We start from the raw sequence: 21,249 nt of genomic DNA on the forward strand, positions 1-21,249 counted from the left end.
GAGGACTATATGAAAAAGAGAATATTAATATCCTCCTTTGATATGGAAATAGGAGGAGTGGAGAGAAGCTTAATCAGCATGTTAAACAACTTTGACTATAAAAAATATCAAGTTGATTTATTTTTATATCGGCAACAAGGAGAGCTACTTAATTTAATCCCAAAGGAAGTCAATCTATTAAATGAAATTCCTCAATATACAACGTTTAGAAAACCCCTAAAGGAAGTTTTAAAAGAAGGTCATTTTGGTCTAGGAGCTTCAAGGACATTAGCAAAAATCCTTGCTGATATGAAAGGTGAAAGAAAAGGAATAAAAGAACCTGGTTATTATCAAATGCAGCTTATGTGGAAGTATGCCATTCCTTTTTTACCGAAATTCAAAGAGGAATACGATATAGCTATTAGTTACTTATGGCCTCATGATTTTATAGCAAAAAAAGTGAAATCAAAAAAGAAAATAGCATGGATTCATACTGACTATTCAATGGTAGAGACGGATGTAAAACTGGATGTATTGATGTGGGAAACTTTTAATCACATTATTGCGGTTTCAGATGCTTGTAAAAACTCATTTCTTAAAAAATACCCAACATTAGCAAATAAAGTAGAAGTAATAGAAAATATCACTTCTCCAGAGTTTATTCGCGAAATGGCAAAAGAAGTCGATCCTGATAATCCGATGGTCCATGACAGTCGCTTTAAGCTTTTAACAGTGGCAAGGTTATCTCATGCCAAAGGAATTGATAATGCAGTCAAGGCAATGAAGCTTCTAAAGGACAGAGGTTATAGCGATATTGTTTGGTATGTTGTTGGGTATGGCGGAGATGAGAATCTAATCAGAAACTTAATAAAAGAATATGATTTAGAGGAACAATTTATCTTGCTTGGTAAAAAAACAAATCCTTATACTTTTATTGAAAAGGCAGACCTATACGTGCAACCTTCAAGGTATGAGGGGAAAGCTGTAACGGTTCAAGAAGCTCAAATGCTTTCAAAACCTGTACTTATTACAGGCTATAATACGGCTGATAGTCAAGTAGTAAGCGGGGAAAATGGGCAAATATGTAGTCAGTCAATTGAGGGTTTAGCAGAAGGCATTATTACATTATATCACCGTTCAGAGTTAAGGACTTGTTTGATAGATAATTGTAAGAATACGGACTTCTCTAATACAAATGAGTTAAATAATTTGTACAAAATAATTAATTGTGGAGTGTATAACCATGGAGGATAATCTGGACCATGCTGTTAGTATTATTATCCCTGTGTATAACAGTGAAAAGTACATTTCTAAATGTTTAGATAGCATTTTATCCCAAACATATAGAAATATAGAAATTATTCTCATCAATGATGGTTCAACTGATAAGAGTAGAAAAATTATTGAGAGCTATCAAGAAAAAGATAAGAGAATTGTTGTTTATCATCAAGAAAATGCGGGCCCATCCGAATCTAGAAACCAAGGTCTTACTAATTCGAAAGGACAGTATATTGTATTTATTGATTCTGATGATACTGTTCATGAAAATCATATCCAAAGCTTGGTGACAGAGATGAACAGCACAAATGCTGATATAGTTTGTTGTGGGTACTTTGATATTTCTCATTATGGAACAATAAAACATAACGATTTTGATAAAAAAGATGAAATTAATACTAAATCAATGATAAGTAAGATCTTACAAGGTACTGGAGGCGTTCTCTGGGCGAAGATTTATCGGAGAGACATAATACAGAAATTCAATTTAAGGTTAGATAATCAAATATACATGTCAGAAGACATGGTTTTTGTCTTAAACTACATTCTTTATTGTAAGAAATTTTCAATCCTAAATGAATATCTGTATTACTATAACAGGTTAAATCAAAATAGTATTAGCTCAAATATAACAAGTGAATATGTGGGAAATATTATTAACGTTTGTAGACATCTTGAACAATTGTTAAAGGTGGCTGGTATTGAGGATAATTTAATAAATGCTGAAATTTCAAAAAGAATTCAAACCTTCGTTGTGCAGGTCATTGAGTCTCAATACACACTAAACGGAAAACAAAAAGGTAATGCTATAAATAATTTAACCACTATTTTAAAGCATAAATATATTAAGGAAAATCTAGAAAAGTGTTCAATTCATGAGCCCTTATATAAACCTTATATTTACATGTTAAGAAATGAACTACTTAAACCAACCTTATTTTATTCTATAGTGCTTAATAGGTTGAGAGATATTAAAAGAAAGATAAGTAGAAAGAAAGTGACAGTATGAAAAAAATCTTGTTTGTTATCGATTCTTTATCAATGGGTGGGGCAGAAAAAAGTTTAGTAACATTATTAAATTGTATTGACCAGTCAAAGTATCAAATAGATTTATTAATGTTTAAACGTGGTGGAGATTTAGAAACACTTGTTCCAAATTTTATTAATATCTTACCTGAACCTGAGTATTTTCGATATATAAATAAAAGAAAAATCTCATTAAACAAGTCCTTATTCTATTTATTTTACAGGTATAAGACATCATTTAAGTTACGGATTAATAACATGAGTACCCATAAATGGCATAGCGAACAGGTGGTATATAAAAATATAAACAAGGTAATAGGTTTACCAATGAATAAAAATTATGATGCAGCAATTGCATATAGCCAAGGTTTTCCTACATATTTTGTGGCGGAACATGTAAATTCGAGAAAGAAATTGGCATGGATTAACACCGATTATGCAAATACACTTTACAATAAAGAATACGATTACCAGTTTTATAAAAAATATAACAACATCATTGCCGTTTCTGAGAATACACTAAAATCAGTAGAAAGTGTTAAAAAGGAATATTCCGAGAAAATGGTAACCATACTTGATATCATCAATCCAAAAATAATAATAGAGATGGCTGAAGAATCGATACAGGAACCATTTGATAAATCACTTGTAAATATTGTTACTGTTGGTAGGTTAGAATATGTTAAAGGGTATGATAAAGCTATTAAAGTTGCTTTAATTTTAAGAAAAAAGAACATTGATTTTAAATGGTATTTTATTGGTGAAGGTACTGAAAGGGACTTCTTACAAAGAGAGATTAATCAAAATCAGTTGAATAACAATGTCTTCTTACTTGGGAAAAAAATGAATCCATACCCATACATGAAGGAATGTGATATTTATGTTCAGACATCAAATAAAGAAGGTTTCGGTTTATCCATATGCGAAGCAAAAATATTGAAAAAACCTATAGTCTGTACTAATTTTCCAACTGCTACACAAATTATTAATCAAAATATTGATGGTTTAATAGTAGAACATGACCCAATCAGTATATTTAATGGAATACTTAAAGTAATAGAAAATCGAGAATTCAAACAAAATGTCATAAAAGAGTTAAATTCAAATGACCCTTATAATACACTAGGAGAAATTGAAAGGTTCTATCAATTAATTGAAGTTTAGGGTGGTGAAGTGATGAAAAGGATATTTGTAGATATATATTTACAATTTAACCTAGGAGACGATTTATTTTTAGATATCCTAGCAAAGAGATTCCCAGATGCTCAATTCACGGTAAATTATTTAGGAAATAGTTATGATGATTTTTTATTAAAATATGATAATGTAAGTCGTAGAAAATACAATTTTATTAATAAAATTGGACAACGACTTAAAATAACTGATTCTATTACTAATTATGACAAAGTAGCTGAAGAACACGATGCTTTGTTATTTATTGGTGGATCTATATTTAGAGAAGAAGACTACCATCACTCTTTATACCAGGACAGATTAAAAATGGTAACTGAATTTAAAAAAATTGGGAAACAAGTTTTTATTCTAGGTGCAAACTTTGGTCCTTATTCATCACAAAATTTTTACTCTGATTATGAACGACTGTTTTCTTTATGTGATGAAGTCTGTTTTAGAGATTTATACTCTTATAAATTATTCAATCATATTAGTCATGTTCGTTATGCACCAGATATTGTTTTTCAAATGGATTTAAACAATTACAAAAATCATAGCAAAAAGAAGATAGTCGGTTTTTCAATCATTGATGTAAGACATAAGAAGGGCTTAGAAAAATATTATGAGGAATATATCAATAGTAATGTAAAATCAATTCAAATCTTAATTAAAAAAGGCTATGAATGCTGTTTAATGTCTTTCTGTGAACATGAAGGAGATTCTAATGTTATTGATAAAATCATAGTTAAGTTAAGTAAGCAAGAAAAGGAAAGGGTTGGAAAATATGAGTATAAAGGGAATTTAGAAGAAGCTATAAAATTAATAGCTTCTTTTAAATTGTTTTTAGCAGCAAGGTTTCATGCTAATATACTTGCGCTTTTATTAAATGTACCGTTATTACCAATAATTTACAGCGAAAAAACAAAGAATGTTCTAAACGATATAAACTTTCAAGGACATATAATAGAAATGAAAAAACTGTGTTATCAATATGATGAACATCTAATTAAGGAGTCAATGAACACAAGGGTAGATTTAAAAGATATTAGAAATAATGCCAAATTACAATTTGATAAATTTGAAGAGTTCATCAAAGAGGACAATGTTATACATCAATAACATTTGAAGTGATTTTCCTTTTTTAAAAGTTCTAAAGTAAAATTTACTATTATATTATTGAAATTATTCATAGTTGTAGGAAGCGTTAATAAGTAAAAAAAATTAAGGGTGATCTGGTAAATGGAACGAAAAAAGAAAAAAAAGATATTATTTATGGTTATCAACATGAATATAGGTGGAACAGAAAAAGCCTTACTTAACATGTTGGATGAAATCCCGGAAGAGCAATATGACATCACCCTGTTAATGCTTGAGGAATTCGGAGGTTTCCTCGAAGCAGTTCAAAACCATGTTACGATACAATATTTAGATGGTTACGAAAAAATCAAAAGAAGTTTAGAAGAACCACCATATTTATTAGCAAAAAACTATATATCTAACTGGAAATTATCTAAAGGAATTAATCACTTTTTCTATCATACAATGTCAAAAGTATTTAATGATAGAAGTTCTTATTTTGAATATTTGTTAAAGAACTGTGAAAGGGATACAACAGAATATGACATAGCTGTAGCTTATGCAGGTCCGATGGACTTCATAAGCTATTATATTGCAAAAAAAATTAAAGCAAAAAGAAAAATACAGTGGATTCACTTTGATGTAAGTAAAATTGGTTTTAACCTATCTTTTGCTAAGAAATTCTATCCTAAATTTGATAAAGTGTTTGTTGTTTCAAATACCGCAAGAGAAAAAATTATCAAATATCTACCACACTTATCAGAGAAAATTGAGACATTTTACAATACTCTATCCCCCTCTTCTATAAATAAACTAGCAAAACAAGGTGAGGGGTTTAGGGATAACTTTAAAGGTACTAGAATTTTGACAGTCGGAAGACTTAGTAAAGAAAAAGGGCAAGATATCGCAATTCAAGTGTGTGCGATGCTAAAGAAGTCAGGTTATAACATTAGATGGTACTGTATTGGTGAAGGGAATGCGAGGAAAGAATATGAGAACCTTATAATAAAGTACGACGTTGCTGAGGAGTTTGTTCTGTTGGGTTCCCAGTCAAACCCATACCCATATATGGACCAATGTGATATTTATGTTCAACCTTCGAGATATGAAGGATTTTGTATCACACTATCTGAAGCAAAATGCTTTAAAAGTCCGATTGTGATAACTAACTTCACAGGTGCATCGGAACAAATTACAAATGAAATAAATGGTCTCATTGTTTCTATTGAAAAAAAAGAAATATATCTAGGTATTACTAAAATATTAAATAATAATAAATTAATAGATAATTTGAAAAATGCTCTGTGTAGTGAAAATCTAGATAAAAATAATGACCTTCAAAAGTTATATAATATTTTTGAAATGTAATTTAATAAATTATGGAAATGTTAGTTGTTGTTTTAGAAATTGTATTTATATTGAAACAAAAAAAATCACTAACTATAAATAGAAAAATGCCTCTAAAAGAAATCATTAGTTTAATCACTTTTTAGGAAGAAATTCTCTAAAAAGCTCTTGAAAATAAATAAGGTTTTGATTTGTTTAACTATAGGTGATAATGTACATTATTTTTATAAAAGATTATAAAGAATAAGGTGAGACCATGACATATAGTATAAAAATGATTTTGAGTTTTTTTGATAAAAAAGAAAGGAAAAAGTTACTAATACTTTTTTTTATGATGATTGTAGCAGCTATTTTTGAAACTGTAGGAATAGGCTTAATTGTTCCTTTTGTTGGGGTTGTAACTAACCCACTGATTATACAGGAGCAAGCTATTCTCGCATATATTTATAAACTTTTTAATTTTCAATCTAGTACCTCGTTTATAATATTTTCAGTTGTTTTCTTGTTAGGAATATTTGTATTTAAAAATTTTTATTTGTTGTTCTTCTATTATGCACAAAATAGAGTTATTTTAAATCAACAAGTAAAGTTATCTAGTAATCTATTTAAAGAATATCTAACAAAACCCTATCCTTTCCACCTGCAACGGAATACAGCTGAATTACTTCGTAATGTTAATAATGAAGTTCCTAAGGTTTTTCAAGGAATTATCATGTCAGGATTTTACTTGTTAACTGAGGTCCTTGTTATCACATGTATTTTTGTTTTATTGCTAATTACTTCACCAATCGCTACACTTACTGCTTCTATATTACTTAGCGTGAGTGTTTTTTTATTTTTTAAATTGTTCAAAAAGAAAATTAGCAAGTTGGGGAAAGAACAACAACAGGTTACTGGGAACATGATTAAATGGGTTAATCAAGGATTAGGAGCGAGCAAAGAAGTTAAAGTTTCAGGTAAAGAGAGTTTTTTTATAAATGCTTATAAATCACAAAGTCAAATTAATGCAAATAATAAAAGATACTTGAATATGTTAGAACAAGCACCTCGTCTTTTTATTGAAACCATATTAGTTTCGATTGTGTTAATTACAATGCTTATTATCATTTTTCAGGGTACAAATACTACACAGGTTGTTTCGACTATGGCATTGTTTGCAATGGCAGCATTTAGACTAATGCCATCAATCAACAGAGTAGTAGGGATGATAACTGGAATTCGATATAGTTACCCAGCTTTAGCAATTATCTATAAGGATTTATTTGAGGACAATGAAAAATATAATGACAGCTCAACTAATAAGAAAATAAATCTATTGTCAAATAAAAATGAAAAAACTTTTAAAGACACAATTGTATTAAAGGATATTTCTTTTAGGTATCCTGAACAAAAACAATATGCCGTTAGAGACGTTTCTCTTACAATTCCTATTGGAAAATCAGTAGCTTTTATTGGTGAATCTGGAGCTGGTAAAACAACGGTTGTAGACATTATTTTAGGTCTATTACAACCTGAAAAAGGGTCTATATTAGTTGATGAAATAAAATTAATAGAGCAAATTGGGACATGGCAAAATAATATTGGATATATTCCGCAATCTATATTTTTATCAGATGATACTATTCGTGGAAATGTAGCTTTTGGAATTGATAATGACGAGATTGATGACAATGAAGTTTGGAGATCATTAGAACAAGCTAAATTAAAAGATTTTGTACTTGAATTACCTGAAAAGCTAGATACCAAAGTCGGAGAGCGCGGGGTTAGACTTTCAGGTGGACAAAGACAACGAATTGGAATTGCTAGGGCGCTATATCATAATCCCGAAATACTATTTATGGATGAGGCAACATCAGCTTTAGATTCTGAGACAGAAATGGAGATAATGAAAGCCATTGATGGATTAAAAGGACAGAAAACTTTAATAATCATTGCGCATAGGTTAAGTACGATAAAAAATTGTGATATTACTTTTACTATCCATAAAGGAAGACTAGTGTCTAGTGAGTATAATTTAGAGAAGTCGATAATGTAGGCTAGTAAATATAATAGTGGTGATTTTAATGAAATCTTGCAGAGAATATACATATATATTAGTTGATAATTTTATGTATATAAATTCGGATAAGAGTATATTAACTATTCTTTATTCCTTGTTTTTTTACTCAAAGCCATTCCCATACTTTGAAAGGGAAACAAATAATGTACTTTTTAATAAATGTGTACCACTTTTTATAATTAGATTAATACGAATAATTCAATTTTGTAATATGTATAGAATAATAAAAAAAAGTAAATCTAATTTGTATAATCATAAATGCACAGTAAAGTACAATGGACATATCTTACTTATCCTTAGAAAAGGTGAATATAAAATATTTAATTTAAGAAGAAAGACCGTAATTACATTATTTAATAATTCGTTGAATGAATCTGAAATAGAAGAAAAAATTTTGACCTTAAAAGGTGCGATGTTTTGTGATTTAACACCTTTTATATTAAAAGCAGAGCCCAAAAAAAAACCATTATCGAACAATATATTAATGCAAGAAGGAGTTCATTTAACTTAAATAATGTTAGAGAGGTCTTAAATGTAATAATACCTGTATTAAAATCAGTAAAAAGTGCAAGGAAAACTTACATCATAGAAAGCAGAGATTATATTAAAAAGAATATATCTCAGATAGATTTATTACTAGCTAGTGATAGATTGTACAACGAAAAAATAGAATATGAAAGTATCTTAAATTTTGTAGACTTTATTAATACAAAAATTAAATACAAAATAATGAATGAAATGAAATTAGTTTATTCTCACGGTGATTTATGGGAAGGTAACCTTTTAATAAGTAAATTTAAAAAACCAGTAATAATTGACTGGGAAACTGGTGGGCTAAGAAGCCTTTACTTTGATTTTTATTATTTTATGTTTATGTTAGCCTCTAAGAAAAACAGTTTTGGAAAAGTTGATAAAGAAGAAATTAAAATGTTACATCGAACTTTAAATTACATAATTCGAGAAAGTCAGATATCTAACAAAAATAATTTAAATATAGACATTGAGATATATCGTTATCTTTTTTATATTGAATTAATTAAAATGAAACTCGAAGAGAAAAAAAGGGATATGAACAAACAAGAAGTAATGACGTGGATTAAAAGATTTAAGGCTTTTGAAGCGGAAATAATTCGATGTAAATAAATCAATCATTGCCAGAAGATTACCTTATTGCAATTAATAATATAGAATTTGAATATTTATATAGAATGAGAGTAAAAGACAATAAAAGATGCAAATGAAAAAAATTCCTAGTTTTAAGAATATCAAAATACCTTTTATTTAAAAATTATACTGTGTTATATATATACAGGAGTTTAGTGTCAAGGAGATGATAATAATGAATATCCTAATTACTGGAGGGGCCGGTTACATTGGCTCTCATACTTGTGTTGAATTGCTTAATGCAGGTTATAACATTGTCGTTGTTGACAATTTATCAAATAGTAGTCAATTGTCCTTGCACCGTGTTCGCAAAATTACGGGTAAGGATTTTTTATTTTATAAAGCTGATATTCGAGACAAAAATGCATTAGAAACTATTTTTCATGACAATCAGATTGGTGCAGTTATTCATTTTGCAGGATTAAAGGCTGTTGGAGAATCGGTTTCTATGCCTCTTAAGTACTATCAAAATAATGTAGCTGGCACGGTTACACTGTGTGAAGTGATGGAGAAACATGGGGTTTTTCACTTAGTTTTTAGTTCATCAGCAACCGTATATGGAGAACAGGAGTGTGTTCCAGTCAATGAGGATTCGACGCTTCACGCAACTAACCCATATGGACGAACGAAACTCATGATTGAAGATATTTTACGGGATTTAAGTAATTCAGATAGTAATTGGAGTGTTGCTTTGTTACGTTACTTTAATCCTGTTGGAGCTCATGAAAGTGGTCGTATTGGAGAAGATCCTAACGGGTTACCTAATAATTTGGTTCCATATATAACTCAAGTTGCAGTCGGGAAACTATCAGAACTCCAAGTTTTCGGAAGTGACTATCCGACTGCAGATGGAACTGGTGTTAGAGATTATATACACGTAGTTGATTTAGCGGTCGGTCATATAAAAGCATTAGATAAGGTGTTATTTAGCAAAGGGATAAATGCCTATAATCTAGGTACCGGTAATGGATACAGTGTATTGGAAATGGTTCATGCCTTTGAAGAAGTAATTGGTAGGCCCATTCCTTATAGGCTATGTGTTCGAAGACCTGGGGATATAGCAATTAGTTATGCCGATGTAAGAAAGGCCAAGTTGGAATTAGGATGGGAAGCTACAAAAGGTATTAATGAAATGTGCAAGGATTCGTGGCGCTGGCAAGTGGAGAATCCAAACGGTTATAAAGAAAAATACAGTGAAAAAATGAAATGAAAAACGCTGAATTTGTAGAGTATTGTTGGATTAATACTATTTTTAGGGAATGAACTAATGTGTATTGACAAAGTAGTAACTAAGTGGTAATTTATGCATAAAACGTTCTTTATTAAGAATGTAGAATGATGTTATGGAGGAGTTCTATGAGTGCAATAGCCGGTATCTACAATTTAAACCAAACGCCAATTCCTACTGGCTATAGTGAGTTAATGATGGATAGTCTAGCTCAATTTCCTCACAATAAGTTGTCTATATGGAATTACAAGAATGTATTTTTGGGATGTCTTCACCAATGGATTACACCTGAATCTATAACTGAAAAACTACCATACTTTGATAAAGAACGAAATGTTGCTATAACGGCAGATGCTATTATTGATAATCGTGATGATTTATTTTCTTCCCTACAAGTAGATAAAGCATACCAGAAAGTTATAACAGATAGTGAACTTATTCTCCGAGCTTACTATAAATGGGGAGACGATTGTCCGGAATATCTTATCGGTGATTTTGCTTTTATGATATGGGATGAAAGAAAGCATAAACTATTTGGTGCTAGAGATTTTTCTGGAACCCGTACACTTTACTATTTCTTAAAGGAAAATACGTTAGCTTTTTGTACAACAATTGAACCTTTACTTGCATTGCCTTTGATTAAAAAGTCTATAAATGAAGAATGGCTAGCTGAATATTTAGCAATTTCATCAGTTGTTGATACTGTTGATACATCAATAACACCTTATAAAAATATTGCACAAATTCCTCCTTCTCATAGTATTACTTTAGAAGAAGGAAAAGTAAGAATTAAGAGATACAATTATTTTAATTTTGAAATGCAACTTAATTATAAAACTAATGAAGAGTATGTAGAAGCATTTCATGAAGTATTCGAAAAGGCTGTGAAATCGCGCTTGCGAACCTTCCAAAAGGTTGGTTCTCACTTGAGCGGAGGTTTGGATTCAGGAGCAGTGGTAGGTTTTGCTGCACAAGCTCTAAGTGAAGAAAACAAACCACTCAACACTTTCAGCTATATTCCTTACGAAGATTTTACGGATTTTACCCCTAAAAACCAATTGGCAGATGAGAGGCCATTCATAAAATCGACGGTTGAATACATTGGTGGAATTCAAGACTATTATTTAAACTTTCAAGAGAAAGATCCATATTCTGAAATCAACGATTTTCTTGGAATACTAGAAATGCCCTATAAGTATTTTGAAAACTCTTTTTGGGTAAAGGGTATGTTTGAGAAAGCACAAGATGAAGGAGTAGGAGTATTATTAAGTGGTGGAAGAGGTAATTTCACTATTTCATGGGGGCATGCCTTAACCCATTATGCAACACTACTAAAGAAATTAAGATGGGTTCGTTTATACCAGGAGTTAAACCAATATAGTTTAAATGCAGGAGGTCCTAGGTTACGTAGGGTTCCATACATAGCAAAATTAGCATTTCCATTTATCGGTAAAACAATGGGTAGTAGTCATTCAAGTACATTCCCAAAATTAATCAATCCAGAGTTCGCAAACAGTAGTGGTGTTTTTCAAAAACTAAGAAAATATGGAATTGATGAAACAGGTTGGTTTTCATCTAACAATATGCATAAATTAAGGAAAAACCATTTTGATGAAGTATACCATTGGAATGCTACCAATACATTATCAACAAAACTATCTTTAAAATATTCAGTATTGAATCGAGATCCAACCAATGATCTTCGTGTAGTTAAATTCTGTTTATCTCTTCCCGATGAACAATGTGTTCAAAACGGATTAGATCGTGCTTTTATCCGTAGGGCAACAAAGGGTATGTTACCTGACAAAGTTAGATTAAACCAGCGAGTAAGAGGTGTACAGGGGACAGATTGGCTTCACAGAATGGCTCTAGTTTGGTCTAATTTTATAAATGAAATTCAGCAAATCAGTAATGACCAACGAATATACAAATATATTGATAAAAACGCAATAGAGGGTGCACTAGCAAAGGTTAATGATGGTCCTAAACCAGAATATGCTATTTGTCCTGACTATAGATTATTAATGCGATTCGTAATTGTCTATCGATATTTAAATAGAATGCTATGAAAGGGGGTGACTGTATGAAAAAAACATGGGAAAAGCCTTTATTAGAAGTTTTAGAATTAAATATGACAATGTCCAATCCTCATAGCGGAAACGCTCTTGACCAAACCTATGAAGATGGAACACCAAGAGAAGATTTAACATGGAGCTAAATGTAATATACCTTCAAATCTAGCATCATATTATGTTGTACTGTTTAATGTATTTAACTATATGAAGCTTCTTATTTTCTAGAAGCTTCGGTTTTTTTTAAAAATTTGTTGACATTATATTTTACGAATGGTATTTTTAATTTACAAGGTGTTCTCAATAAAGAATGTTTAGTGCATTCAATATTTTTTTACCCTTTATGTTCTTTATAAAGAACGATAGATATTATATATACATCTAAATCATTGTAGGAGGAACAAAATGAGTGCTATTGCTGGGATTATGAATGTAAATAAAGAGATATTGCATCCTTCCCACAAGAAACTATTTCTTGATGGATTTCAGCAATTTCCTTCTAGTTCAAAAGAAACATGGCAAGGTGACAATATGTTTTTATATTGTCATCACCAATGCATTACTCCAGAGTCTATAGGAGAACAACTTCCATATCATGATTATGAACGGCAACTTGTCATTACCGCTGATGCGATACTCGACAACCGTGATGAACTCATAGTTAAACTTAATATATCTAAAAAATATGAAAAACTTATTACAGATAGCAAGCTAATCTTATTAGCTTATGATAAATGGAAAGACGAATGTCCTAAGCACTTACTTGGTGATTTCGCTTTTATGATTTGGGATGAAAAAGAACAAAAGTTATTTGGGGCAAGAGATTTTTCAGGAGCAAGAACCTTATACTATTTTAATAATCCTGAGCACTTCGCATTTTCAACAATTATCGAACCCTTGTTTACTCTTCCGTACGTAAACAAACAACTTAATGAAGAATGGCTAGCGGAGTTTCTTGCTATCCCTACCATGGTAGAGTCGGTTTCTATGGAAACTACCGTATACAAAAATGTGATGCAACTTCCGCCTTCGCATTCTATAACAGTTCAAAATGGAAAGGTTTCCATTAGTAGATATTTGACTTTGGAAGTTAACGAACCTTTAAGATTTGGCAGCAACGATGAATACGAAGAAGCGTTTAGAGAAGTACTTCAAAGAGCAGTAAAAGAAAGATTACGAACTCATGGAAAAGTGGGTTCCCACCTTAGTGGAGGGCTTGACTCTGGTTCAGTTGTGAGCTTTGCAGCTCAAGAGCTTAAGAAAAAAGGACAAAAATTACATACATTTAGTTATATTCCTGAAGATAGCTTCGAAGATTGGACACCTTACTATTATCAAGCTGACGAGCGTCCTTATGTAAAAGAGACAGTGAGGCATGTTGGAAATATAAAGGACCACTATTTAGATTTTGCAGGCAAGAGCCCTTTGTCTGAAATTGATGATTTTTTAGACATCATGGAAATGCCCTATAAATTCTTTGAGAATGCGTATTGGTTAAATGGAATTAATGAATACGCACAAAAGCAAGGGGTTAAGGTTTTATTAAATGGGGCTAGAGGTAACCATTCTATCTCATGGGGTTCCTGGAACATGACTATGAATTATTATGGCAATCTTTTAAAGAAACTAAAGTGGATACAACTAAATTCTGAATTGAATTTTTATTGTAGAAATTTTAGAACTGGAAAGAGGGTTATGCTTCCACAAGTTGTAAAGAAAGCTTTCCCTAATGCTATAAACATGTTTCAAAAACAAATTAGTACACCATATCAATTCCCAGCCTTCATTGAGCCTAGTTTTGCTAACAGAACAAAAGTGTATGAGAAACTTAAAGCTTATGATGACATAGGTCTTCATGGTGGCACAGTGAATAACTTACAAGAATATCGAATGAAATATTACCAGCAACTCTACCCATGGAACAAAAGCGGGACAGCGAATACAAAGTTGTCATTACGATACGGAATGTGGGATAGGGATCCAACCAATGACCTTAGCGTTATCAAGTTCTGCTTGGCAGTACCCGAAGAGCAATATGTAGTCGGAGGGCTTGAACGCTCTCTAATTAGAAGGTCAATGAAAGGCTGGCTACCAGAAAAAGTGAGATTAAATCAAGTTGTTAGAGGAATTCAAGGCGCGGACACTATTCATCGAATGAGTAGTCAATGGAAAAATTTCATACATGAACTAGAATCCACAGTTCATAATCCGATTATCACAGAATTCATTGATAAAAACGTAATAAAACAATCAATTGAAAGAATAAAAGCAGAACCAAAACCGGAATTAGTATTTGATGATGATTTTAAGATATTAACAAGAACATTAATAGTCTCTAGATTCATAAAACAATTTCATTGAAAGGAGGTGAGAATATGAAAAAATGGCAAACACCAGTTTTAGAAGTATTGGATATCAATATGACAATGAATGGTCCTGGGAACGCTAATGCAGATTGCTTTGATGTTTCAGAAGGTAAAACTGAAACGCATGCTGGGAGATCGAATAATAGTTGCAATAACTCAAGTAGCCCAGAGTTAGACAGCTAGATTTGCGGTTGGGTTTTAAACGTTTGCTCAGCCCTTATACCCTTAAGCAAGGTTAAGGGCCTTTTCAATAGCAGGCAATGGGATGGAGGAAGACTATGATAAACCTTATAGATACAACTACCTATAAAGCGTTTGGTTTTGATGTGAATAGTATGATAGATTTGCCTGAATTACAGAAAGTATCAGATTGCGATGAAGCATCTGATATCAATATAATGATTACCGATTTAACAGAAAAATTAGATAAACATGGTGTAAAGGGTCAATACTTCACTGTTACCAATGAGTTTGTTTTATTTCACGTTCCTGAAATTGCAATATTCCTTATTCAAGATGGTAATACGATATTAGTGTCTCCTTATGAAGGAGCGACAACAGACCATATCCGCCTTTATCTTCTCGGTACATGCATGGGCATTCTCTTAATGCAACGAAAAATCCTTCCTCTTCATGGTAGTGCACTTGCTATTGATGGAAAGGCTTATGCTATCGTTGGGGATTCAGGAGCGGGAAAGTCAACATTAGCTTCGGCCTTATTGAAGCAGGGCTATGGCCTAATCAGTGATGATGTCATTCCTGTCACTCTCTCAGAAGAGGGAATTCCAATGGTAACACCTGCCTATCCTCAGCAAAAGCTTTGGCAAGAAAGTTTAACAGAGTTTGGAATGGATTCAGTCGGATATCGACCAATTGTGGATAGAGAAACCAAGTTTGCGATACCGGTTCAATCACAGTTTGTCACAGAGTCCATGCCGTTAGCTGGTGTGTTTGAACTTGTGAAAACGAATGACGATGATGTTAAGTTGCAGCCCATAACTGGTTTAGAACGTTTCCAGAAATTATATTATCATACGTATCGTAATTTTTTACTTGAACCTATGGGGTTAATGCAATGGCATTTCAATCTATGTGCGCAAATGGTTTCTAAACTGCGTGTGTACCAGCTTCAACGACCTGTTTCTCGGTTTACCGCAAATGATTTAGTTTCACTATTACTTTCTACAGTTCAGGAGGGGGAAAATAAATGAGTGTAAAACAATTGATTTCAATAGATGCTGCTGTTGTTCAAGGTCAGGGGAATATCGTGAGTGACATGGACGGAGAAAAAGTGATGCTTAGCATTCATAACGGGAAATATTACAACCTTGGTGAGCTAGGAGGAGAGATTTGGGAGTTGATCGGAAAGGAAACTCTTGTTTCTGAAGTAATTGCTTCTTTATTAAACAGCTATGAGGTGGACAAAGAAACGTGTGAAGAACAAGTGATTTCATTTCTACAAATGTTGCACCAAGAAGGATTGATACAAATCGTATAGTTTGAAGGGAGCTTACTGATATGGGGAAAATGAAGGCTTTTTTCTCAATGAACCATAAAGAAAGATGGTTATTAGCGGAAGCCTATTTTTACTTGGCATGGGGACGTGTCATGAAGCTTTTGCCATTTACTCGGGTGGCTCCGCGCTTAGGAAAGCACATGGTAGAAACTCCGTTTGATGTCAATGTAGAAAAGAAAAAGACATTAGCGAGTGTATCACAGGCAATACATATTATGAGTAAGTATACATTCTGGGAAAGCCAGTGCCTCGTGAAAGGGTTTGCGGCAATGAAGATGCTTGAAAAAAGAAAGATAGAAAGCACTCTTTATTTAGGAACAGCACGAGATGAAAAAGGTGAGATGATAGCTCATGCCTGGGTTCGAAGTGGTCCTTATTATATAACGGGATCAGAAGGGATGGAGAGATTCACGGTAGTTGGTAAATTTGCAAAAACGATAGAAGGTTGAGGGAAAACAATGGATACAGAATTTAGACTTGATACGGAAAAGATTCCTATGGAATTATTGTTCATCTTACAGTTGTTACAACTGAATAATGATATCCATGAACTTGAACAAGATGTGTTCATCGGAATCGATTGGGACTTGTTTTTAGAACAAGCTCTTCATCATCGGTTATATCCATTGCTTTATCAAAAGGTGAAAGGCCTCGATAAAAAGTATGTTCCCTCTTATGTTATTGAACAACTAGAAATGTATTATAAACGGAATACGTTTCAAATGCTGTTTTTGAGTGCAGAAATGGAAAAGGTTAGCAAGTTGTTCACAGAACAAAAGATTAACCTTTTGTTTCTTAAAGGGCCTGTATTGGCAGATGAATTATATGGGGATGTGTCACTACGCACATCGAGTGATTTGGATTTTTTAATTCCAATTGATCAGTTGCCTCAAGCGGAACAGCTCCTTGTTTCCTTAGGGTATGAAAAAGATGATTATATTGAAACGGTACTTAATGACTGGCAATGGAGACACCACCATGTTACATACTATCATCCTACTAAGCAAGTAAAGATGGAAATTCATTGGAGGTTGAATCCGGGTCCCGCAAAGGAACCAAGCTTTAATGAGTTATGGGAGCGAAAGCAAAAAAGTGAATTAACGAGTTTCCCTGTGTATTTACTTGGCAAAGAAGACTTGTTTTTATTTCTTGTTTCTCACGGCGCACGACATGGTTGGTCTCGATTGCGCTGGCTTGTCGATATTCATCAATTGTTAAAGAAAGAGATTCAGTGGCATACACTCATTCCATTATTGAAGAAATATCATTTTTGTAGTGTGGCTGGTCAGGCTTTGATATTGTCTACTCATTTATTACAAACTCCAGAATATATGGAGTCTTTGCCGTTTATAAGGAGAAGACGTTCAATGAAATTAGCACAAGAGGCTATTTTCTATTTGGAACGACGAGTAAATCTTCACACTGACCCTGTTCCAGAGGAGATTTCACGTTATCATAAACAACATTTGTTTTCGTTGATGTCGTGGCAACAAAAAATCGTATTTATTCTTAGTTTCCTATACCCATATCCAGAAGATGCTCAAACTTTGCCATTGCCGAAATCATTACATTTTTTATATTTTCCATTACGTCCGTTTTTGTGGGTTTGGAGAAAGACGAGGAGACATGCATTATCTTAGGGGGCAATTACATGAACCATCTATTCTATTTTTATAAACAAATCCATCATTTTGCGGGCAAAAAATTATACTTTAATTTAATAGGTATGATTTTGATTAGTTTACTAGATGGAATTGGGATCCTCTTACTTATTCCTTTAATTAGTATGAGTGGCATTGTGAGTTTTGAAATCGGGGATAATCGATTAACTGGTTTTTTTGAGTGGTTTCAAGCGATTCCAACCTCAGTAGGTTTACCGGTTATTTTAGGGATGTTTGTACTGATTTCTTTTGGACAAAACTTGATTAATCGCTTAATTAGTATTCAAAATGCTGAAATACAGCATGGTTTTTTTAGACATTTACGTGTTCAAACGTACAAAAGTTTGCTTCAAGCAAATTGGGGATTTTTTGTTCGAAAACGTAAATCTGATTTAATCAATATTTTAACAGCTGAAATCGCGAGAGCTAGTGCAGGTACAAATTCCTTCTTGCAATTTATGACCAGTCTTATTTTTACAGTTATTCAAATTGGGATTGCGTTTTGGCTATCGCCTAACATTACGATTTTTGTATTACTAAGTGGGTTGTTTTTACTTTTCTTTTCAAGGAAATTCCTTTCGAGGTCTTTTGCTTTAGGAAACCGAACATTTGAGCTTGGTCAAAGGTATTTAGGTGGGGTGACCGATCAAATGAACGGGATAAAGGACATTAAAAGTAATACGCTAGAAGAATCTCGCATGAGTTGGTATGAAGATGTGACCAATGATATGAAAAATGAGCAATTAGCGTATACCATTCTTAAAACAAAATCTCAGTTCAATTATAAAATGGCGTCTGCTATTTTAATCGCTGCTTTTATCTATTTATCTATTCATCTTTTTAATGCTCAGGCCGCTCAGTTAATGTTAATTTTAGTCATCTTTTCACGACTATGGCCTCGTGTTGCAGGAATACAAGGTTCATTAGAGCAATTGTCTTCTTATTTGCCAGCCTTTAGTAATGTATTGAAATTGCAACAAGAAGCAAGTGAAGCAGTTGAGATGTCTCAAGATAATGAAAAGGATGTTCGTCCAATTCAAATTAAACAAGCGATTAATTGTAAGGATGTTTCCTTCCGATACCATCAAGATATCCCAAACTACGCCTTATCTCAGTTAAATTTATTAATTCCAGCAAACAAGATGACCGCGGTTGTTGGACCTTCTGGAGCAGGGAAAAGTACATTAATTGATTTATTGATGGGACTGAATCAACCGGAAACAGGACAGATTTTTTTAGATGGTGTTCCTTTAACGAGTTCAAATTTAAAAGCGTGGCGACAAGCGATAAGCTATGTCCCACAGGAACCTTTTCTTTTTAATGAAACGGTTCGAGAAAACTTGTTATTGATTAAGGAAGATGCAAGTGAAGAAGAGATGTGGGAAGCACTTGAGTTCTCTTCAGCTGCAGAATTTGTACAAAAGCTTCCACAAGCATTAGATACTGTAATCGGTGATCGTGGTATTCGGTTATCAGGTGGGGAACGACAACGACTTGTGTTAGCACGAGCAATTTTACGTAAACCATCAATTCTTATACTTGATGAGGCTACGAGTTCATTGGATACAGAAAATGAAGCGAAAATCCAAGAGGCCATTGAGCGATTAAAAGGAAGAATGACGATTGTCGTCATTGCTCATCGTTTATCTACGATTCGAAATGCAGACCAGGTGGTTGTGCTTGAATCAGGTAAAATCATTCAAAAAGGTGAATTTGGTCAATTGGCTAAAGAGAAAACAGGAAAGTTCAGTCATTTGTTAGGCAAACAAATGGAGGTTCGTTAACACTCACAACATAATGTGGGTGTCTTTTTTTGAGGGGAGAGAGTCATGAAACAAAAATATATAAGAAAGAAAAGTGTTATCTTTTGGGTATTGCTCAGCGTATTTGTCATCTATACAGTATGGGACAACAACCGTATTATCGTTGTCGAAGAAGAAATCTTCCTTCCACATTTACCGGAAGCTTTTGATGGATATACGATGTTACAAGTAACCGATTTGCATGAGAAGGAATTTGGAAAGAACCAACACCGTTTAATTTCTTTAATTAATTCTCTTGAGTATGATGCCATATTATTTACAGGAGATATGCTAGATAATATTGAGAGTACTAATTTTTCACCCTATTATACTCTAATTGAAGGGGTTAAAAATAAAGAAACTGCTTTATATGTGGCTGGAAATGCAGACCCTCTCAATTACACACTTTCGAGATATGAACCGAATGATAAAAGTGCATTTGTTCAAGGGATGGAAGAAAGAGGAGTTTCTTTACTAGAATCGATATTTACGGTGGAAAAAGAAGGGGCAAGCCTGAATTTTGTTGATTTTGACCTTGTGACAACAGATAAAAAGTGGAAAGAGACCGTCTTTAATAATAGTGACTCATCTAGTGAATATAAAACAAAACTGCAAAGCTATGAAATGCAATTATTAGAGGAGATTAGCTCCTTAGAGGAAACAATAGAACAAGAGCCGATTATTGCGTTAAGTCACTATCCAATTGTCGATGTTCGAATTGATTATCTAGAATATGCGGTGCAGCATGATTTACCAGCCATTGATCTTATTATTGCTGGGCATTATCACGGGGGCCAAATTCGGATTCCATTTTGGGGTGCTTTGTTTGTACCTGAACCCTGGTACGAAAGGAGTGGTTTGTTTCCTCCGCGGGACCGGGTGAAGGGATTATGGGAATATAAAGGAATACAACAATATGTAAGTGCGGGGTTAGGAAGTAGTGATGCGATTCCATTGCTAAAATTTCGAGTGTTTAATCCACCTGAGATTAATCTAATTACGTTAAAAAAAGCTGAGTGAAATCATACATAGGAGGTAGACGCATGTTGTCATCCCTCCTATGATATTATGCCATTAATATAACGCGGATTGCTGCGAGGATGATAGCACCGACACTGATTGTGGTTCCAATCGTCCATTTAATTACGTTTAATTGTGTTTCTTTGACGAGCTCTTTTACTTCAGATTGGGTTAAATATTTTTTGTCTTTTAACGTTTGCTCGACAATTGTATCTAAATTTTCCTCAGTGAGGTTTTTGTTTTTCTTCAAGTAATCATCGATGAGGACTTTTACCGCGTTCTCATCTGTCTTATCTCTTATTTTTTCTTGAAGTGCCGCAATGTTCTTTTGGGATTCATCAGTTTTTACCTCTAGAGCATAAACACGACTCTCTATTTTCTCCATGACTTTCACCCCTTCTTATACACTACTATTTATTCTATTTACTGTAGTTCATTTCGGTATAGACGACAGACTCTGTTTACTTGAAAAAGGGCGCTT

Annotated in this window: 18 protein-coding genes and 1 pseudogene; 18 read left to right on the top strand and 1 reads right to left on the bottom strand. The window is 32.9% G+C overall.

The genetic code is table 11. The features are described from left to right. The first annotated feature begins 9 nt into the window (after positions 1 to 9). The 18 genes and pseudogenes from BK585_RS10585 (at position 10) to BK585_RS10665 (ending at position 20,768) form a co-directional block, all read left to right on the top strand. A complete protein-coding gene (locus tag BK585_RS10585) occupies positions 10 to 1,233 on the top strand; it encodes a glycosyltransferase (protein ID WP_212567929.1) in 1,224 nt (407 codons plus the stop codon). Beyond that, the gene (locus tag BK585_RS10590) at positions 1,223 to 2,266 is read left to right on the top strand and encodes a glycosyltransferase family 2 protein (RefSeq protein WP_078553419.1); all 1,044 of its coding nucleotides are present in this window, start codon (positions 1,223 to 1,225) and stop codon (positions 2,264 to 2,266) included. Before BK585_RS10585 ends, BK585_RS10590 begins: the two co-directional genes overlap by 11 nt. After that, a complete protein-coding gene (locus BK585_RS10595; protein WP_078553420.1) occupies positions 2,263 to 3,447 on the top strand; it encodes a glycosyltransferase in 1,185 nt (394 codons plus the stop codon). Before BK585_RS10590 ends, BK585_RS10595 begins: the two co-directional genes overlap by 4 nt. Before the next feature lie 12 nt (positions 3,448 to 3,459). Then, complete coding sequence (locus tag BK585_RS10600; RefSeq protein ID WP_078553421.1) at positions 3,460 to 4,575, top strand: polysaccharide pyruvyl transferase family protein; 1,116 nt, start codon at positions 3,460 to 3,462, stop codon at positions 4,573 to 4,575. A gap of 120 nt (positions 4,576 to 4,695) precedes the next feature. Continuing rightward, complete coding sequence (locus BK585_RS10605) at positions 4,696 to 5,901, top strand: glycosyltransferase (RefSeq protein ID WP_078553422.1); 1,206 nt, start codon at positions 4,696 to 4,698, stop codon at positions 5,899 to 5,901. Positions 5,902 to 6,136: 235 nt separating this feature from the next. Then, positions 6,137 to 7,915 carry an ABC transporter ATP-binding protein gene (locus tag BK585_RS10610; protein ID WP_078553423.1) on the top strand — a complete coding sequence of 593 codons (1,779 nt, stop codon included), beginning with the start codon at positions 6,137 to 6,139 and terminating at the stop codon, positions 7,913 to 7,915. Between the two features lie 675 nt (positions 7,916 to 8,590). Beyond that, positions 8,591 to 9,082, top strand: a complete 492-nt coding sequence (locus BK585_RS10620; RefSeq protein WP_472924274.1) for a phosphotransferase family protein — start codon at positions 8,591 to 8,593, stop codon at positions 9,080 to 9,082. Positions 9,083 to 9,278: 196 nt separating this feature from the next. Further along, positions 9,279 to 10,313 carry a UDP-glucose 4-epimerase GalE gene (galE, locus tag BK585_RS10625; protein WP_078553426.1) on the top strand — a complete coding sequence of 345 codons (1,035 nt, stop codon included), beginning with the start codon at positions 9,279 to 9,281 and terminating at the stop codon, positions 10,311 to 10,313. 146 nt (positions 10,314 to 10,459) lie between these two features. Further along, a complete protein-coding gene (locus BK585_RS10630) occupies positions 10,460 to 12,400 on the top strand; it encodes an asparagine synthase-related protein (protein WP_078553427.1) in 1,941 nt (646 codons plus the stop codon). A gap of 14 nt (positions 12,401 to 12,414) precedes the next feature. Beyond that, entirely contained in the window at positions 12,415 to 12,549 is a 135-nt protein-coding gene (locus tag BK585_RS23695) for a paeninodin family lasso peptide (protein ID WP_139367541.1), read from the top strand. A gap of 259 nt (positions 12,550 to 12,808) precedes the next feature. After that, the gene (locus tag BK585_RS10635; RefSeq protein WP_078553428.1) at positions 12,809 to 14,764 is read left to right on the top strand and encodes an asparagine synthase-related protein; all 1,956 of its coding nucleotides are present in this window, start codon (positions 12,809 to 12,811) and stop codon (positions 14,762 to 14,764) included. 14 nt (positions 14,765 to 14,778) lie between these two features. Continuing rightward, positions 14,779 to 14,859 (top strand): annotated as a pseudogene (locus BK585_RS24860) (paeninodin family lasso peptide); the annotation flags it as partial. 188 nt (positions 14,860 to 15,047) lie between these two features. Further along, positions 15,048 to 15,980: an aldolase gene (locus tag BK585_RS10640; RefSeq protein WP_078553429.1), complete on the top strand. Its 933-nt coding sequence runs from the start codon at positions 15,048 to 15,050 to the stop codon at positions 15,978 to 15,980. Further along, the gene (locus tag BK585_RS10645; RefSeq protein WP_078553430.1) at positions 15,977 to 16,267 is read left to right on the top strand and encodes a lasso peptide biosynthesis PqqD family chaperone; all 291 of its coding nucleotides are present in this window, start codon (positions 15,977 to 15,979) and stop codon (positions 16,265 to 16,267) included. Before BK585_RS10640 ends, BK585_RS10645 begins: the two co-directional genes overlap by 4 nt. Before the next feature lie 20 nt (positions 16,268 to 16,287). Beyond that, positions 16,288 to 16,734, top strand: coding sequence for a lasso peptide biosynthesis B2 protein (locus tag BK585_RS10650; RefSeq protein ID WP_078553431.1), 447 nt, complete (start codon positions 16,288 to 16,290; stop codon positions 16,732 to 16,734). A gap of 9 nt (positions 16,735 to 16,743) precedes the next feature. Continuing rightward, a complete protein-coding gene (locus BK585_RS10655) occupies positions 16,744 to 17,925 on the top strand; it encodes a nucleotidyltransferase domain-containing protein (RefSeq protein ID WP_078553432.1) in 1,182 nt (393 codons plus the stop codon). An 11-nt stretch (positions 17,926 to 17,936) separates the two neighbouring features. Then, the gene (locus tag BK585_RS10660) at positions 17,937 to 19,730 is read left to right on the top strand and encodes an ABC transporter ATP-binding protein (RefSeq protein ID WP_078553433.1); all 1,794 of its coding nucleotides are present in this window, start codon (positions 17,937 to 17,939) and stop codon (positions 19,728 to 19,730) included. 45 nt (positions 19,731 to 19,775) lie between these two features. Beyond that, a complete protein-coding gene (locus tag BK585_RS10665; RefSeq protein WP_078553434.1) occupies positions 19,776 to 20,768 on the top strand; it encodes a metallophosphoesterase in 993 nt (330 codons plus the stop codon). A gap of 46 nt (positions 20,769 to 20,814) precedes the next feature. Here BK585_RS10665 and BK585_RS10670 read toward each other — a convergent pair whose 3' ends face one another. After that, positions 20,815 to 21,153 (bottom strand): hypothetical protein, encoded by a 339-nt coding sequence (locus BK585_RS10670; RefSeq protein WP_078553435.1) that lies wholly within the window; start codon positions 21,151 to 21,153, stop codon positions 20,815 to 20,817. Positions 21,154 to 21,249: the final 96 nt, after the last annotated feature.

This window comes from Bacillus alkalicellulosilyticus, from assembly GCF_002019795.1.
Classification (GTDB): Bacteria; Bacillota; Bacilli; order Bacillales; family Bacillaceae_F; genus Bacillus_AO; species Bacillus_AO alkalicellulosilyticum.

What these genes read in the sequence shown, in the direction of transcription:
- BK585_RS10585 (WP_212567929.1), top strand. Translation starts at nt 10, where the DNA reads ATGAAAAAGAGAATATTAATATCCTCCTTTGATATGGAAATAGGAGGA.
- BK585_RS10590 (WP_078553419.1), top strand. Translation starts at nt 1,223, where the DNA reads ATGGAGGATAATCTGGACCATGCTGTTAGTATTATTATCCCTGTGTAT.
- BK585_RS10595 (WP_078553420.1), top strand. Translation starts at nt 2,263, where the DNA reads ATGAAAAAAATCTTGTTTGTTATCGATTCTTTATCAATGGGTGGGGCA.
- BK585_RS10600 (WP_078553421.1), top strand. Translation starts at nt 3,460, where the DNA reads ATGAAAAGGATATTTGTAGATATATATTTACAATTTAACCTAGGAGAC.
- BK585_RS10605 (WP_078553422.1), top strand. Translation starts at nt 4,696, where the DNA reads ATGGAACGAAAAAAGAAAAAAAAGATATTATTTATGGTTATCAACATG.
- BK585_RS10610 (WP_078553423.1), top strand. Translation starts at nt 6,137, where the DNA reads ATGACATATAGTATAAAAATGATTTTGAGTTTTTTTGATAAAAAAGAA.
- galE (WP_078553426.1), top strand. Translation starts at nt 9,279, where the DNA reads ATGAATATCCTAATTACTGGAGGGGCCGGTTACATTGGCTCTCATACT.
- BK585_RS10630 (WP_078553427.1), top strand. Translation starts at nt 10,460, where the DNA reads ATGAGTGCAATAGCCGGTATCTACAATTTAAACCAAACGCCAATTCCT.
- BK585_RS23695 (WP_139367541.1), top strand. Translation starts at nt 12,415, where the DNA reads ATGAAAAAAACATGGGAAAAGCCTTTATTAGAAGTTTTAGAATTAAAT.
- BK585_RS10635 (WP_078553428.1), top strand. Translation starts at nt 12,809, where the DNA reads ATGAGTGCTATTGCTGGGATTATGAATGTAAATAAAGAGATATTGCAT.
- BK585_RS10640 (WP_078553429.1), top strand. Translation starts at nt 15,048, where the DNA reads ATGATAAACCTTATAGATACAACTACCTATAAAGCGTTTGGTTTTGAT.
- BK585_RS10645 (WP_078553430.1), top strand. Translation starts at nt 15,977, where the DNA reads ATGAGTGTAAAACAATTGATTTCAATAGATGCTGCTGTTGTTCAAGGT.
- BK585_RS10650 (WP_078553431.1), top strand. Translation starts at nt 16,288, where the DNA reads ATGGGGAAAATGAAGGCTTTTTTCTCAATGAACCATAAAGAAAGATGG.
- BK585_RS10655 (WP_078553432.1), top strand. Translation starts at nt 16,744, where the DNA reads ATGGATACAGAATTTAGACTTGATACGGAAAAGATTCCTATGGAATTA.
- BK585_RS10660 (WP_078553433.1), top strand. Translation starts at nt 17,937, where the DNA reads ATGAACCATCTATTCTATTTTTATAAACAAATCCATCATTTTGCGGGC.
- BK585_RS10665 (WP_078553434.1), top strand. Translation starts at nt 19,776, where the DNA reads ATGAAACAAAAATATATAAGAAAGAAAAGTGTTATCTTTTGGGTATTG.
- BK585_RS10670 (WP_078553435.1), bottom strand. Translation starts at nt 21,153, where the DNA reads ATGGAGAAAATAGAGAGTCGTGTTTATGCTCTAGAGGTAAAAACTGAT.